This window comes from Ramlibacter albus (genome assembly GCF_014297445.1).
GTDB classification, from domain to species: Bacteria; Pseudomonadota; Gammaproteobacteria; order Burkholderiales; family Burkholderiaceae_C; genus Ramlibacter; species Ramlibacter albus.
Map to the genome: position 1 here is coordinate 364,141 of NZ_JACORU010000005.1, position 14,610 is coordinate 378,750.

Sequence of the window (14,610 nt, forward strand, 5' to 3'; positions counted from 1 at the left end):
CTCATCCGAAGGCCCTCATGCTGGAGTGCTGTCCTGCCGGATGTCCATGTCATCGCTCGCATAGTGGACGAATCCCAGTTCGGAGGTTTCAACCATGATTCCGCTTGACAGCAGGGTTCCGTCTGCCATCGGCCGGGACTCGAGCCACCGTTCGAACCCAGGCAGGCACGCGCCCGCGTCGTAGTCGCAGATAACCGTGCCGCGCACATTGCCCTCGACTACAACGTGATCGCCGAGTTTGACCTTGCTTCCGTCTGTCATGTAGCGCATAGAAAATTCTCAGTTGGCAAATGGCTCGATCGGAACCCATGAAGGTTGGATCTGCTCGGGCTTCGCAACCCACTTTTGCTTGGCCCAGAAGCAATCGCACTTCGGATAGGGCATCTGGTTGGCAATAAAGATATTGTGATGCGATCCGTAGACTCCGTGCTGCATGACGTCATCCGGAATGACGTCAAGGGGACGGTAGGCGATCGTGCCGACCGGGATGATCCTCCCGCTGGTGGTTCGGCATGGCGGGCAAGTTCCCCCAGGAGGACAGGCCTCCGGCGTCGAGTTCCCGGCCGCATCCGGCTTGGTAAGTTCGTGCGCAGTCGACGCGACAGCAGCAGCTGTGACGATGTAGGCTGCGCCTTCGAGGAGTGGGGGCAGGATCAAGGGAAGAGCGAACGCCAGTCTCCCTGTCGGGTCTGTCTTTCGTAGCGGCGAATTCTCTGCATAGGGATAGCGATTCAGCCCGCCCGCCAACCCGATCGGGTCGGCCTGGATGTAGCCCGCTCGGGTCCGCGGATCGAACGTGCGCCATCCGTTGTCGTTCAGCCCCGTTTCCGGGTCATGGGTTTGCCCGGGGAAGCGTCCGTTGTACTCGATGGGTGGTTCGGTCGCCTTCAGGGCACCCTCGGCCCATGTCGCGAGCACGCCGGTCGGCTTGTTCGCTCCGAGTGCGGAGTACGGCCACTGCCACACGACCGCCTTGCTGCTGTCCGTGATGAGCCTCGGTGTTCCGAGGTGATCGCTGTGGATCGCATAGAGCTTGCCGTTGCGGTACATACCGATCGGAATGGCGCTGCCGTCGTGAGTGGGCAGGTAGATGTACTCGGACGAGCCCTTGCCCTGGCTCGAGCCGTTGTCGTATTCGCCGAGGATGGCCCAGTTGGGGATCTCACCGTCGCCGTGGATGTACGCCGTGCCGATGCTCGTCTTGGCGCCATTGCCCTTGGCGAAGATCCAGCCGAAGTTCTTGCGCAGCCAGTTGACGAAGCTGTTGCCGAGCTCCGTTTCGTTCGGTAGCGTCTGCGCTACCTCGGGCTCGCTCTTGAACACGCGCTGGCCGGTGGCCGCATGGAGGTAGCGGATGACAGCGGCTTCGCCGTCCTTCTGGATCTCGACGCGGGCGAGCCTGCCCATGTCGTTGTACTCGAAGCGGGTGGTGCTGCCCTCGTGGTAGCGGATGGTTGCGGGCCGGCGCAGCGCGTCGCGTTCGACCTTCGTGCGCCGCGCCAGCGCATCGGTGGTCTCGATCACGTCCCCGTTCGCGTCGCGCCGGAAGGTGATGGTGCGATGTCCGGGCTGGTCTCCTCCACCACTTCGTCGAAGGCCGTGGTCTTGTACTGCGTGGCTACGCCCTTGGGATCGACCACCTGCGTCAGCTGGTCGAGCGAATTGAAGGACTGCAGGGCGGAGGCGTTGTCGGGGAAGGTGGTGGCGGTGGCGCGGCGCAGCGCATCGAGTGTGTGCCGCGTCGTGCGGTTCAGCGGGTCCGTTTCGGCAATGAGCTCGCCGTTGCGGTCGTACGCCAGCTGCGTCGCCTGCCCGGATGCGCCTTGTAGTTGCGCCAGGGCATTCAGCTCGTTGAACACGCGGGATGTGACGAGCGCAATCATCCCGGTCTCGTCGCGAACCTCCTCGCGCACGGCCTGGCCGGCCGAGTCGAGGGTGTATGTGACGGATGCGCCATTGTTGTCGGCGGCGCCGATCAACCTCTGGGCCGAGTCATGCGAGTACGCGACGCTGTAGCCGTTGTGCAGCGTCGCCGAAGCGAGCCCCGCGTCGGTGTACGTCAGCGTGGTCGTTTCACCGTCGCGAGTCACCGAGACGGGCCGGCCCTTCAGGTCGCGCACATAGGTGGTGACGAGCTCGCCCGGCTCGGTCTGCTTGACGACTCTGCCGGCGCCGTCGTATTCGAACAACGTCTCGCGGTTGAGCGGATCACGTGTCGCGATGCGATGACCCGAATCGTTGTAGCTGTATTGCCAAACGCCACCTCCCGGTTCCGTCATGGTGGCCGGCAGGTTGTTCGCGCCGTACGTCCACAACCAGGTGCGCTTCGCACCGGTGGAGGTGTCGGTGACGGTTTGCGAGAGCTTGTTGCCGCGCGAGTCCCACGTGTACTCGGTGACGCGGCCCTTCTCGTTGACCAGCAACGGCACGTTGAGGGTGGGGTGCCACTGCGTCTGCACGGCCTGTTGGTCCGGCGTGCCGGCGGCTTTCGTGACGGCCAGCGGAAGTTCGCGGTTCGCGTCCCACTCCTTGACGGTGCGCACGCCCATGAAGTCCTGCTCGACGACGGGCAGGTTGTTCGCACCGAGCGTTGTCGTGGCCGCAATGCCGGCCGCAGGGCTGCTCGTCCCGACCAGCCGCACCCGGCCGTCCCCGCCTTGCCACGTGCGGCTCGTGGTGACACCGCGCTCGTCGGTGACATCGACCGTGAGCCGGTAGAGCGACGGGTCGGCCGTGTGGCCGGCAGTGAGCGCCCCGGCGGACCCGCCGGACGGGTTCGGATAAGTGACGCTCACCTTGCCGCCGACGCCGGGGCGCGCGGATTCGACCGCGAGCCCCCGCGCGTCGTATTTGTAGATGGCGGTGGGGCTGCCGGAGCGCGCAACGCTCGTCAGCTGGCCCGGGAAGCGCGCATCGCCGTAGGCGTAGCTGCGCACCGCACCATCGGCTCCAGTTACCGCGGCGAGGCGCGAGCCTGCATCGAACGCAAAGCCGACCGAAGTGCCATCGGGCAAGCGCACCGACGCGAGCCGCCCCGCGTCGTAGCCGAACAGGATGCTGCGCGAGAACGCATTGGTCACGCGCTGCAGCTGCCCCGTGGCCGAATACGCGAACGCCATACGCCACCCGTTGGACTGCAGGATGCCCTGCAACCGCCCGCCAGCATCGAACTGCCACTGCGCCTGCGACGACGCCTGCACGTAGGTGAGACCGGCAGCACTCTCCAGCAACTGGTCCCGACCGCCCGCGGGCTGCCACGCCGCGCCGGGCTTGTCGCGATGGAAGACCACGGTGACGCCGCGCCCGAACCGGATGGCCGCCGACGCATCCCGCTTCGTCAGCGTCGCCGCCCAGTTGTGCGACCACCCCGGCCCCAGGCCCGCGTCGGCGTTGCCCGAGCTTCGGTAATGCGTCGAAAGCGTCAGCGGGTGCGGGCTCGAATCTACCCACTCGACCTCTGTTTCCTGAACGTCGCCCGTGAGCGGCTGGATCGCCGCAAGAGCCGGCCCGCCAAGCACCAGCCCCACCCACAACATGCATGCGCCAACCAGCGCACGCGCAGACCGCATCTGCATCGGAGAGCCCCCCTCGTTGGAATCGAGGCGGACTTTAGCCACGCATATGCCTACGGACAATCTATACGCTGGTCTGCTTGACAGCCACAATAGCCCCATGCCCAACGACTTGCTCCCCAGCACCGAATGGCTCGAACAGGTCGCGCCCGACGAGGACCGCCGCCACGCCGCCTACGCGGAGCAGTTCGCCGCCATCCAGGTGCGCCGCTCCGAGCGCTACGGCACCGGCCGCGCGCTGCACCGCAAGCAGCTGTGCGCCGCGCACGGCACGCTGGAGGTGCTGGACGGCTTGCCTGCTTTCACGCGCCACGGCCTGTTCGCGGTGCCGCACGACTTCGAGGTGTGGGTGCGCCTGTCCAACGGCGGCTTCGACAGCGCGCCCGACCGCGTGCCGGACGTGCGCGGCTTCGCGATGCGCGTGTTCGGCGTGCAAGGCCCCTCGGCCCTGGGCGGTACCGTCGATTCGCAGGACTTCACGCTGATCAACCACGAGTCGTTCGCCTTCGCCAACGCGGATGAATTCGTGCATTTCGCCGTGGCCGCTTCGCGCGGGCAGGGTGAACTTTTCAAGTACGTGCTCAAGCGCTATGGCCTGCTGGGCGGCCCGCGCAAGCTGGGCAAGCTGCTGCGCACGCAGACCAAGCCGTTCTCCGGCTTCGCGACGGAGACGCTGTTCAGCGCCGTGCCCATGGCCAACGGCCCGTACGCGGTGCGCCTGCGGCTGCTGCCGTCGCCCGCCAACGGCAAGCCGGTGCCGGGGGCCCGCGAGGACTGGGCCGGCGACTTCGCCGCGCGGCTGCGCGAAGGCCCGCTGCACTGGGACCTGCAGATGCAGTACTTCGCGACCGAGGAGGTCACGCCGATCGAGGACGCCTCCCGCAGCTGGCCGACGCCCTACACGACCGTGGCACGCCTGATGCTTCCGCGGCAGGACATCCGCTCCGAGGACGGCCAGGCCCTCGGCCGCAAGGTGGACGCCCTGGCCATCGACCCGTGGCACGCGCTGGCCGACCACCGGCCGCTGGGCAACGTGCAGCGCGCGCGCAAGGTGGTGTACTACGCAAGCCAGAAGGCGCGGGGCGCCGCGTAGGGCCGGCGCCACCGCTCAGCCAAGGCGTTTGCCGATCCGGGTTGTGGGATTCGGCCTACACCGCGGGCCTCTACGGTTCGGTACGATCCAGCTCTGGGCACGTTCGTCGAACATGGTACGAACATGTGCATGACATGAGACCACCTTTCCGACACATCGTCACGCCCGAGCAGGAGCGCGCGTCCACCGGCATCGCGGGGCTGGACGACGTGCTCGGCGGCGGCTTTCCCGCCAACCACCTGTACCTGATCGAGGGCAACCCCGGCGCGGGCAAGACCACGCTCGGCCTGCAGTTCCTCGTCAGCGGCGCGTCCAACGGCGAGCGGGGCCTGTACGTCACCCTGTCCGAAACGCGGATCGAGCTGACCACCGTCGCGCAGTCCCACGGCTGGAGCCTGGACGGCATCGAGGTGTTCGAGCTGGTGAGCAGCGAGGGCCTCGCGCCGGATGCCGAGCAGTCCATCCTGCACCCGTCGGAGATCGAGCTCGGCGAGACGGTGCGCGGCATCATGGCCGTGGTGGAGCGCCTGCAGCCCACCCGCGTGGTGTTCGACAGCCTCTCCGAGATGCGCCTGCTGGCGCAGAACCCGCTGCGCTACCGCCGCCAGGTGCTGGCGCTGAAGAACTTCTTCGTCGACCGCAACTGCACCGTGCTGCTGCTCGACGACCGCTCCAGCAGCAGCGCGGACCAGCAGCTGCACAGCATCGCGCACGGCGTCATCTTCCTCGAGCAGGCGGTCGACCAGTACGGCCCCGAGCGCAGGCGCCTGCGAGTCGTCAAGATGCGCGGCATCCCGTTCCGCGGCGGCGAGCACGACTTCAACCTCGAGACCGGCGGCCTCAAGGTGTTCCCCCGCCTGGTGGCGGCGGAGTACCGGGTCAGCACCGAGTCGGCCGTCGTGACCACCGGCACGCCGACGCTGGACACGCTGATGGGCGGCGGCCTGCCGCGCGGCACCAACACGCTGTTCATCGGCCCGTCCGGCGCGGGCAAGACGACCACGGCCATCTCCGTGGTGCGCGCGGCGATGCTGCGGGGCGAGCGCGCGGCCTACTACCTGTTCGACGAGGGGCTCGCTTCGCTGCTGATCCGCTCGCGCTCGCTCGGCCTCGACGTGGAGCCTTACCTGCGCAGCGGCCAGCTGCAGGTGATCCCGCTCGACCCGGCCGAGGTGTCCGCCGGCGAGTTCGCGCAGATGGTGCGCCATGCGGTGGAGGAGGAGCAGGCGCAGGTGGTCGTCATCGACAGCCTCAACGCCTACCTGCAGGCCATGCCGGGCAGCAAGCACCTGATGCTGCAGATGCACGAGCTGTCCACGTACCTGAACCACCGCAACGTCGTCACCATCACCATCCTCGGCCAGCACGGGCTGCTGGGGGAGGTGCGCTCGGACATCGACATGAGCTACCTCACCGACGGCATCCTGCTGTTCCGCTACTTCGAGGCGCGCGGCAGCCTGCTCAAGGCGGTGTCGATGGTCAAGAGCCGCATCAACCACCACGAGTTCACGATCCGCGAGTTCCGCCTGGGCAAGAACGGGCTGGAGATCGGCGAGGAGCTCAAGGACTTCGAGGGCGTGCTGCTGGGTGCCACCGTCTACCGCGGCACGCAGCCCCTGCTCGGGGACGATGGTGCCTAGTTCGGACCTCGAGCTGCGCATCCTCGTGCACGCGCCGCGCGGCCGCGACGCCGCCGTCATCGAGGCGCTGCTGCGCGGCCAGAAGATGCGGGCGCACACCTGCAGCACGCGCGAGGAGCTGGTGCGCTGCATGCGCGAGGCCGCGGCCGGCGCGATCCTCACCGAGGAGACGCTGCCCGAGCTGCTGAAGGACATGGACCTCGTGCGCTGGCTGCACCAGCAGCCGTCGTGGTCGGACTTCCCCTTCATCGTGCTGGCCACCAAGCGCGAGGGCCGGCGGCCGGTGAAGGACTTCGAGTCGCTGCACAGCCTGGGCAACCTGATCATCCTGGAGCGGCCGTTGAACGCCGAAACGCTGGCAAGCGCGGCCGAGTCGGTGGTGCGTGCGCGGCGGCGGCAGTACGCCGCGCGGCGCCACCTGGAGGAGCTGGGGCGCACGCGCAGCCAGCTGGAGCAGCTCAACTCGCAGCTGGAGGACCGCATCCACCTGCGCACGCGCGAGCTCGCCAGCGCCAACGACCGGCTGATGAAGGAGATCGCCGAGCGCGAGCGGGCGCAGGCGGCGCTGACGCAGGTGCAGAAGATGGAGGCGATCGGGCGCCTGACGGGCGGCATCGCGCACGACTTCAACAACCTGCTGCACGTGGTCAACATGAACCTCGAGCTGGTGTCGCTGTACTCGAAGGACGAGAAGGTCAAGCCGGTGGTCGAACGCGCCAAGAGCGCCGCGCGCAAGGGTTCACGCCTGACGAACCAGCTGCTCACCTTCGCGCGCAGCCAGTCGCTGATGCCGCGCAAGACGCACATCAACCACCTGATCACCGGCATGCACGACCTGCTCGAAATCTCGCTGGGCTCCGCGGTCCAGGTGGAGCTGGAGCTGTGCGAGAACCCCGACGCCGTGGTGCTGGACCCGTCGCAACTGGAGATGGCCATCCTCAACCTCGCCGTGAACGCACGCGACGCGATGCCGGGGGGCGGCAAGGTGAAGATCAGCACCTGCAACGACGTGCGGGAGGCGGCGGGCGAGCTGAAGGCGGGCCGCTACGTGGTCGTCACGGTCAGCGACAACGGGCCCGGCATCCCGGCCGCGGTGCTGCCGAAGGTGTTCGACCCTTTCTTCACCACCAAGCCGCTCGGCCAGGGCACCGGGCTCGGGCTGAGCCAGGTGTACGGCTTCGCGCGGCAGTCCGGCGGCATGGCCTTCGTGCGCAGCGAGGAGGGCAAGGGCACCGAAGTCGAGCTGCTCTTCCCCGCCGCCGGTGAGGAGGTCGTGGAGCAGGAGCCCGAGGCGCGCGTGCCGTCCGTGCCGGACAAGGCCAAGAACTGCCACATCCTCGTGGTGGAGGACGACCCCGACGTTCGCCGCGTGATCGTGGAGTGCCTCAGCCTCATCGGCTACAAGGTGTCCGAGGCGGCCAACGGCGGCGAGGGCCTGGCGGCGCTGCAGGCCGAGAAGCCCGACCTGCTGGTGGTGGACTATGCGATGCCCGACATGACCGGTGCAGAGGTCATCTCGCAGGCGCGCCGGCTCGTCGGCGACCTGCCCGTCATCCTGGCCACCGGCTATGCCGACATGGCGGCCGTGGAGCGCCTGGCCGGCAAGCCCACGATCCTTCGCAAGCCGTTCGACATCGCGGCGCTGGGCGATGCGGTGAACGAGGTGCTGGAGAAGGCGGCGGTGAGTGCGTGACCGTGCCCCTCATCGCCGGAACCGGCGGCTGCCCAGCGCGAGCCCGACCGCGAACATCACGTAAACGGCCGTGAGCTGGCCCCTGGTCAGCCGGTGCTCGAAGCCCGGCGTGGACCGGTGCGGCGTGAGCTTGTAGTCGACGAAGGCGGCCGTTGCCGCGGTTACGGCAGCCTGCGCCACGGCCTGCGGCGCACTGCGCGGCTTGCCCCAGGCGCGGGCATGCAGCGTGGACCAGAACAGCGAAGCCGCGTGGTGGATGAGGTAGCCCACGGCCGTGTGCCGCCACGAGGGCTTGTCCTTCGCCAGTGCGGGATCGCCCCACACCCAGTGGCTGATGGCATTGACGGGCGCCGCGGGCTTCCTGTGCGTGAGCAACACCGCGGCGGAGAGGATGCTCGCGATGCTGCCGGCGAGGGCACCATCGCGCAAAGACTGCTTCCACGACACCATCGGGAAACTCTAACTTAGACTGAAGCGATGCGGGTGCTCCTGACCGGCGCTTCGGGCTTCATCGGCTCGGCCGTGGCCGCGCGGCTGCAAAGCCGCGGGCACGAAGTGGTGCGCGTGGGCCGTGGTCCCGGCGCAGATGTGCGCGAGGACTTCGCATCGGTGCCGCCGCGGGACCGGTGGGTGGGGCACCTCGCACGCATCGATGCAGTGGTCGACACGGTGGGCATCATCCGCGAGACCGCAACGCAGAAGTTCGACGCGTTGCACACGCGGGCGCCGATCGAGCTGTTCGAGGCGTGCGTCATGGCGGGTGTCGATCGTGTGGTGCACGTCTCGGCATTGGGCGCCGACGAGTCGGCAACCAGCCGCTACCACCTCACGAAGAAAGCCGCCGACGACCACCTGCGCAAGCTGCCGCTGCGTGCGGCCATCGTGCAGCCTTCGCTGGTCTACGGGCCGGGTGGGTCGAGCGCGGCGCTTTTCAATGGGCTCGCCGTTGCGCCCGTTCTCGCGATGCCGCACCGCGGTGAGATGCTTGTCCAACCCGTTCACGTGGACGATGTCGCCGACGGCATCGTCGCCCTCGTCGAGCAGCCGCCTGCCGCGACGCAGACCTTCGAATTCGCAGGCACGGACGCGCTGACGATGCGCGAGTACCTCGAGCAGCTTCGAACCCGGCTGGGCTTGCGCAGCCGCTTGCACATGCTGCCGTATCCCGAGCCGCTCTTCATGCTCGCCGCAACCATCGCCGGCCGGATTCCCGGCAGCGTGCTCGACCGCGAGACGGCGGGCATGCTGCTGCGCGGCAACCATGCGCGCGACAACGCCTTGCCGCGCGTGCTGGGTCGCGAGCCACGCGGCGTGGATGAATTCCTTTCGGGTGAGCAGGCCGCGGCTGCGCGAACGCAGGCGGTGCTCTTCTGGTTCGCGCCGCTGCTGCGTTGCGTGGTCGCGCTGGTGTGGATCTGGACCGGAATCGTCTCGCTCGGGCTGTACCCGGTGCAGCAGAGCTACGAACTTCTCGCACGCACCGGGCTGCACGGCGCAGCCGCCACCGCCGCGCTTTACGGCGCTGCGGCGCTCGACCTCGCCCTCGGCGTACTCTCCCTGGCGGCGCCCGCCCGATGGCGTGGCTGGGTCTGGGGCACGCAGTTGGCGCTGATCGCGGGCTACACGTTGCTCATCACCCTGTTCCTGCCGGAGTATTGGCTGCACCCCTACGGCCCGCTCACCAAGAACCTGCCGATGATGGCCTCCATCGGTTTGCTCTGGGCATTGGAGCCGGGCAAGCCGCGCAAGCTTTGATGGACTACCTCGTTTTCAAATGGGTGCACATCCTGTCATCGACGATCCTTTTCGGCGCGGGCGTGGGCTCGGCCTTCCACCTGCTCGCCGCCACGCTGGGCCGCGACACGGCGGGGGTTGCGCAAGCCACGCGTACCGTGGTGCTCGCCGACTGGCTGTTCACCACGCCCACGGCGATCCTGCAGCCGCTGACGGGCGTGTGGCTGGTTCACCTGATGGGCTTGCCGCTCTCGACGCCCTGGATCGCCGCGTCGCTCGTGCTCTACGCCATTGCGATGGCGTGCTGGCTTCCCGTGCTGTGGCTGCAATTGCGTTTGCGCGACATCGCCGCGCAGGCGCTGCGTGAAGATTCCCGGCTGCCCCGCGCCTACTGGCGCTTCTTCGCGTGGTGGGTGGGGCTTGGCTTCGGCGGGCTCTTTTCCTTCCTCGCGATCTTCTGGCTGATGGTGTCCAAGCGTGCCTGACGAACAACTCCTCGACTGCCTCGTGATCGGCGGCGGCGTCGCCGGCCTCATGTCGGCCGTCTACCTCAAGCGCTATCGCCGCAACGTCCTCGTGGTCGATGCCGGCAAGAGCCGCTTGCGGCTGATCCCACGCACGCGCAACGTGATCGGATTTCCCGACGGCATCCCCGGCACCGAGCTGTGGGACCGCATCCGCGAACATGCGGCGCGCTACGGCGCGGAGGTGGCGCACGGCTGCATCGACCGGCTCGAGCGCGCGGGCGACGGCACGTTCGACGCGTGGTCCGGCGAGCAGCACTGGCGCGCGCGCTATGTGATCCTCGCCACCGGCGCAAGCGACGTCGCGCCGGAGATCGGCGGGCTCGACGCGGCGCTGCAGGGCGGCCAGCTGCGCTACTGCCCGGTGTGCGATGGCTTCGAGACGCAGGGCCAGCGCGTGGCCGTGCTGGGCCGCGCCGGGCACGGGCTGCGCGAATCGCTCTTCGTCGCCGGCTTCGGCAACGAAGTGACCTGGCTCGCGATGCAGACGCAGGACGAAGTGGCGCCTGAAGACCTCGCGCGCCTGCGCGAGTGCGGCGTGCGCATCGCCGAGCAGTACCCGCGGCACATCCACTGCACGCCGGGGCAGGGCGTGGAAGTGGAACTGCAGGGCGGCACGCGGCTGGCCTTCGATGTCATCTATCCCGCGCTCGGCCTCACGCACGTGAGCGAGCTGGCGCTGGCACTCGGCGCGCAGGCCCAGGCCGACGGGCAGCTGAAGGTGGACGCGCACCAGCAGACAACCGTGCCCGGCCTCTACGCGGCAGGCGACGTCTCGGTGGACCTCAACCAGATCAGCGTGGCCGCCGCCCACGCCGCGATCGCCGCCACGGCCATCCACAACAGCTTGCTCTGAGCCCCGACTTCCGCTAACTTGGCGCCTCCACCCCGGAGGAGGCCACCATGCGCAAGATCCTCACCCTCACGGCCCTGGCCCTGTTCGCAGCCGGCGCCTGGGCGCACAACTGCCCGAACGAGATGAAGGCGATCGACGCCAAGCTCGCCACCAAGCCCAACGTGCCGAGGGACACGCTCGACAAGGTCGCCAAGCTGCGCAAGGAAGGCGAGACCATGCACTCGGCCGGCAAGCACGCCGAGAGCATGAAGGCGCTGGGCGAGGCGAAGAAGCTGCTGGGTATTTGATCCGCAGCAATAGCCTGCGGCGCTCCGCGCTCGGCGTGACCAGCGCGGTCTTCGCCGCGATCGCGCTGCGCGCGATGCTCGCGCCCGCCGACATGGCCGCGGAGCTGGGCTTGCAGCTGCGCGGGCCGAACGGCTACAGCGAGATCTACGCCGTGTACCTGGGCGTGTGGCTTGCCACGGCCGCGCTCGGCGTGGTCGCAATGGGCCGGGTGGAGGACGCGCTGTGGGGCGACATGCTCGCGGTCTTCGTACTCGCGCAGCCGCTCGCGCGCCTGCTGGCCGCGGCGCAGTGGGGCTGGCCGCAGGGCATGCTCTTCGTGATGCTGTTCGTGGAGGCGATCGGCGGCGTGGCGCTGCTGCTGGTGCGGCCGCGCGCTACTTCGTGATCTCCGCGCCGCGCTGCGCCAGCAGCTCGCGCAGCACCGAGCGGTGGCAGCGCGACTCGTCCTCGCAATAGCAGCCGAGCGCAAACGAGGTCTGCTTCGACATCGCGGCCAGCAGGTCCAGCACGCGCGAGGCATCGGGCTGGTTCATCTCCGCGGTGAACTTGCGGCGGAACGCCTTCCACTGCTTCTCGTCCTCGGCGGCCAGCCCCTCGGCCACCAGCTCGGCGCTGGGGGACAGGTTGGGCAGCCACACGTCGTAGAAATCGCGCTTCGCGAATTCCGCCTTGGGCACCCCGCGCGGCGGGCGCCGCACCGTGCCCAGGCGCAGCCCCTCGCCGGCGGCGCGCGGCGTCCCGAGTTGCACGATGCGGATGGCCATGGTGCGATCTTATGCGGCAACCGCGTTCTTCAACCCGAGCACCTCGATGCGCTCGATGGAAGGCGGCACGGCCAGCAGCTCCAGCGCCGGGCCGAACAGCGCCTTGGCGATGGGGCCGGTGAGGTGGTTCTGCACGCCGGCCTCGTCATGGAACGCGTCGAACACACCGAAGGTGGACGGCGACAGCTTCAGCGCGAACCAGATCGGCGTGGTGCTTTCCTGGTTGGCCAGCTGCAGCCCCTGCGCGAGGAAACCGGCGACGTCGGCCTCCTTGCCGGGCTTGGCCTCGAGGCGGGCGAAGAGTGCGTGCTTGATCATGGGGTGCTCCTGGGTTGGGTTGAAGGTGAAGCGGATCGTAGGGATGGACATCCATTTCGGGAATCGTCAAGATTGACATCTTTCATACCGATTTCGCCACGATGAAGATCAACGTGCTGGCGCTCGACGGCGCCTTCGACACGGGCCTCGCGGCCGTGATGGATGCACTGGCCACCGCCAACGAGCTCGCGCCGATGCACGGCCTCGATGCCTTGCGCTTCGAGGTCAGCGTCGTCGGCCTGCGCCGGCACGTGAAGACGTCGCTGGGCATGGTCGTGCCCGTGCTCGCCGCGGATGCGGCACCTTTGCCCGACTGGGTGGTGGTGCCCGCCATCGGCTACAAGATGCCGGATGTGCTGCAGCAGGCGCTCACCCGGCCGGACGTGCGCGATGCGGGCGACGCGCTGCAGGCCTGGTCCGCCTCGGGCTCGAACATCGCGGCGGCGTGCATCGGCACCTTTGTCCTGGCCGAGTCGGGGCTGCTCGATGGCGAAGCCGCGACGACGACGTGGTGGCTGGCTCCCATGTTCCGCCAGCGCTACCCGTCGGTCGCGCTCGACGAGTCGCGCATGCTCATCGCGTCGGGCCGCTTCCTGACTGCCGGCGCGGCGCTCAGCCACATGGACATGGCACTCGCGCTGGTGCGGCAGGCCAGCCCCGAACTCGCGGCAACTGTCGCGCGTTACCTCATCGTCGACTCACGGCCGTCGCAGTCGGCCTACGCGATCACGGACCATCTCTCGCATGCCGACCCGTTGGTGCAGAAGTTCGAGCGCTGGGCGCGGGGGCGCCTCGACCGGGGCTTCTCGCTCGACGATGCGGCGAACGAGCTGGCCACCAGCAAGCGCACGCTGGCGCGGCGCATGGGCGAGGTGATGGGCAAGTCGCCGCTCGCGTACTTCCAGGATTTGCGCGTCGAGCGCGCGGTGCACCTGCTCAAGACCACCTCGCACAACCTGGATCGTGTCGCGGGGATGGTCGGTTATGCGGACGGCATCACGCTGGGGACGCTGTTGCGCCGGAAGTTGGGGCGAGGGGTGCGTGAGATTCGGGAGGCGGGTTAGGGCTCGTCGGTGTCGCGCTCTTCGACCTCGGCCGGCAAATCCGCACGTGGGCGCGCTGCGAGCGACGTCGTAGCCATCGCGCCGCGGACCGGCCGGGCGCGGCGTTGCCGGGAGGTCGAAGAGCGCAAGACCGAAGAACGGCGAGAAATTGGAATCTGACCCAGTACTGTCCGGAGATTTCACAGCAAGAGCAACTGGGTGGCCATAGGGTCTTCGAGTTCCTCACATCCGGCCGCGTTGGCCAAGAGAAGCGTCAGGGGTGTTTTCTCAAAGAGATTGAGGCTGAGGATCTGCAGGATGGCGTGCATCGACGCCGGAGCGTGCAATTGTTTCTTGGCAATGGCAACCAGGACATAGGCCGTGATGGCCGTCCAGATCTGGATGCTTACCGCGTTCGGGCTATTGCCGATGAAAGTCTTGATTCGCAGATGTTGCTTGATCCACTTGAAGAACAGCTCGATCTGCCACCTGCTCTTGTAGAGGCGGGCAACGACAGGCGCGTCCAGCTCGAAGTTATTGGTCAGGAACTTCAGTGTTCGCTCGCGCTGGGCGTCATGGAATTCAATCAACCGGACCGGTACTGGGTAGTCGGCCGCCGTTTGCTTTCCACTCAGGAGTACGAGGCGGTCACTCAAGATGCCTGCAGCTACATCGCACGGCTGCTCTGCAAGTACATGGTGCTCCATTTTCTCGCGTGTTCGGATCACGAAGAAGGCTGCTGCTGCGGTAAATTACATGAGCCGAATTGCATGAAAGTAGCCCCGATCCATGACGTAGAAGCTTCCCGCTTCCAGATGCAATCGGTCGAGGAAGCTTGCATCGTGCACACGAGTTGTCGTAATGCTGATCACGCTCGGAATATTGCCGCGAAGGTCCAGCAGGGTGTGAAGCTTCAGGCCCGCGTGGCCCTTGGTCGAAGGCGTCCAGCCAAACAGGCCGAGGCAAAGATCCACGGTCGTGGAGTCCATCGCGTAGACACCTTGGGACAGCTCGACCCAGCGGCTCCAATGCGTACAAGCCGCGCGCGATGTGCATCGTGTGCAGCGCGAGTGCTTCGAAGATGC

17 protein-coding genes are annotated in these 14,610 nt (G+C 67.7%); 9 read left to right on the forward strand and 8 right to left on the reverse strand.

The window, feature by feature from the left end; genetic code table 11:
* Positions 1-15 precede the first annotated feature (15 nt).
* The 3 genes from H8R02_RS16005 to H8R02_RS16015 are packed head-to-tail and all read right to left on the reverse strand — an operon-like array spanning position 16 to position 3,575.
* Positions 16-261: a hypothetical protein gene (locus H8R02_RS16005; protein ID WP_187082435.1), complete on the reverse strand. Its 246-nt coding sequence runs from the start codon at positions 259-261 to the stop codon at positions 16-18.
* 18 nt (positions 262-279) lie between these two features.
* Positions 280-1,524: an RHS repeat domain-containing protein gene (locus tag H8R02_RS30815; RefSeq protein WP_187082436.1), complete on the reverse strand. Its 1,245-nt coding sequence runs from the start codon at positions 1,522-1,524 to the stop codon at positions 280-282.
* Positions 1,521-3,575, reverse strand: coding sequence for a DUF6531 domain-containing protein (locus tag H8R02_RS16015; RefSeq protein ID WP_187082437.1), 2,055 nt, complete (start codon positions 3,573-3,575; stop codon positions 1,521-1,523). The genes H8R02_RS30815 and H8R02_RS16015 overlap by 4 nt, the downstream gene beginning before the upstream one ends.
* A 97-nt stretch (positions 3,576-3,672) precedes the next feature.
* On the opposite strand from H8R02_RS16015, the gene H8R02_RS16020 reads away from it, so the two are divergent.
* From H8R02_RS16020 to H8R02_RS16030, 3 genes are all read left to right on the forward strand, one after another.
* Positions 3,673-4,665, forward strand: coding sequence for a catalase family protein (locus H8R02_RS16020; RefSeq protein WP_187082438.1), 993 nt, complete (start codon positions 3,673-3,675; stop codon positions 4,663-4,665).
* A 134-nt stretch (positions 4,666-4,799) separates the two neighbouring features.
* A complete protein-coding gene (locus H8R02_RS16025) occupies positions 4,800-6,305 on the forward strand; it encodes an ATPase domain-containing protein (protein WP_187082439.1) in 1,506 nt (501 codons plus the stop codon).
* Positions 6,295-7,998 carry a response regulator gene (locus tag H8R02_RS16030; RefSeq protein ID WP_187082440.1) on the forward strand — a complete coding sequence of 568 codons (1,704 nt, stop codon included), beginning with the start codon at positions 6,295-6,297 and terminating at the stop codon, positions 7,996-7,998. Before H8R02_RS16025 ends, H8R02_RS16030 begins: the two co-directional genes overlap by 11 nt.
* Positions 7,999-8,007: 9 nt before the next feature.
* Here H8R02_RS16030 and H8R02_RS16035 read toward each other — a convergent pair whose 3' ends face one another.
* A complete protein-coding gene (locus tag H8R02_RS16035; protein ID WP_187082441.1) occupies positions 8,008-8,448 on the reverse strand; it encodes a hypothetical protein in 441 nt (146 codons plus the stop codon).
* A 27-nt stretch (positions 8,449-8,475) separates the two neighbouring features.
* Between H8R02_RS16035 and H8R02_RS16040 the strand changes: the two genes are divergently transcribed.
* Genes H8R02_RS16040 through H8R02_RS16060 form a run of 5 tightly spaced genes read left to right on the forward strand, consistent with a single transcriptional unit; the run spans position 8,476 to position 11,785 of the window.
* Positions 8,476-9,753, forward strand: coding sequence for an SDR family oxidoreductase (locus tag H8R02_RS16040; protein ID WP_187082442.1), 1,278 nt, complete (start codon positions 8,476-8,478; stop codon positions 9,751-9,753).
* Positions 9,753-10,217 (forward strand): DUF2269 family protein, encoded by a 465-nt coding sequence (locus tag H8R02_RS16045; RefSeq protein ID WP_187082443.1) that lies wholly within the window; start codon positions 9,753-9,755, stop codon positions 10,215-10,217. Before H8R02_RS16040 ends, H8R02_RS16045 begins: the two co-directional genes overlap by 1 nt.
* Positions 10,210-11,112 (forward strand): NAD(P)/FAD-dependent oxidoreductase, encoded by a 903-nt coding sequence (locus tag H8R02_RS16050; protein ID WP_187082444.1) that lies wholly within the window; start codon positions 10,210-10,212, stop codon positions 11,110-11,112. The genes H8R02_RS16045 and H8R02_RS16050 overlap by 8 nt, the downstream gene beginning before the upstream one ends.
* A gap of 47 nt (positions 11,113-11,159) precedes the next feature.
* On the forward strand, positions 11,160-11,399 hold the full coding sequence (locus H8R02_RS16055; protein WP_187082445.1) for a PA2433 domain-containing protein: 240 nt from the start codon (positions 11,160-11,162) through the stop codon (positions 11,397-11,399).
* Positions 11,396-11,785, forward strand: a complete 390-nt coding sequence (locus H8R02_RS16060) for a DUF4345 family protein (RefSeq protein ID WP_187082446.1) — start codon at positions 11,396-11,398, stop codon at positions 11,783-11,785. The genes H8R02_RS16055 and H8R02_RS16060 overlap by 4 nt, the downstream gene beginning before the upstream one ends.
* On the opposite strand, the gene H8R02_RS16065 is transcribed toward H8R02_RS16060, so the two are convergent.
* Together H8R02_RS16065 and H8R02_RS16070 are read right to left on the reverse strand one after the other, a co-directional pair.
* Positions 11,775-12,164, reverse strand: coding sequence for a DUF488 domain-containing protein (locus tag H8R02_RS16065; protein ID WP_187082447.1), 390 nt, complete (start codon positions 12,162-12,164; stop codon positions 11,775-11,777). The two genes, H8R02_RS16060 and H8R02_RS16065, sit on opposite strands and share 11 nt — an antisense overlap.
* Before the next feature lie 9 nt (positions 12,165-12,173).
* A complete protein-coding gene (locus H8R02_RS16070) occupies positions 12,174-12,482 on the reverse strand; it encodes a putative quinol monooxygenase (RefSeq protein ID WP_187082448.1) in 309 nt (102 codons plus the stop codon).
* A gap of 101 nt (positions 12,483-12,583) precedes the next feature.
* On the opposite strand from H8R02_RS16070, the gene H8R02_RS16075 reads away from it, so the two are divergent.
* Positions 12,584-13,546 carry a GlxA family transcriptional regulator gene (locus H8R02_RS16075; RefSeq protein ID WP_187082449.1) on the forward strand — a complete coding sequence of 321 codons (963 nt, stop codon included), beginning with the start codon at positions 12,584-12,586 and terminating at the stop codon, positions 13,544-13,546.
* A gap of 179 nt (positions 13,547-13,725) precedes the next feature.
* On the opposite strand, the gene H8R02_RS30065 is transcribed toward H8R02_RS16075, so the two are convergent.
* Together H8R02_RS30065 and H8R02_RS30070 are read right to left on the reverse strand one after the other, a co-directional pair.
* Positions 13,726-14,253 carry a transposase gene (locus H8R02_RS30065; protein ID WP_222622504.1) on the reverse strand — a complete coding sequence of 176 codons (528 nt, stop codon included), beginning with the start codon at positions 14,251-14,253 and terminating at the stop codon, positions 13,726-13,728.
* 24 nt (positions 14,254-14,277) lie between these two features.
* Positions 14,278-14,514, reverse strand: coding sequence for a transposase (locus tag H8R02_RS30070; RefSeq protein ID WP_222622505.1), 237 nt, complete (start codon positions 14,512-14,514; stop codon positions 14,278-14,280).
* Between the last annotated feature and the right edge of the window lie 96 nt (positions 14,515-14,610).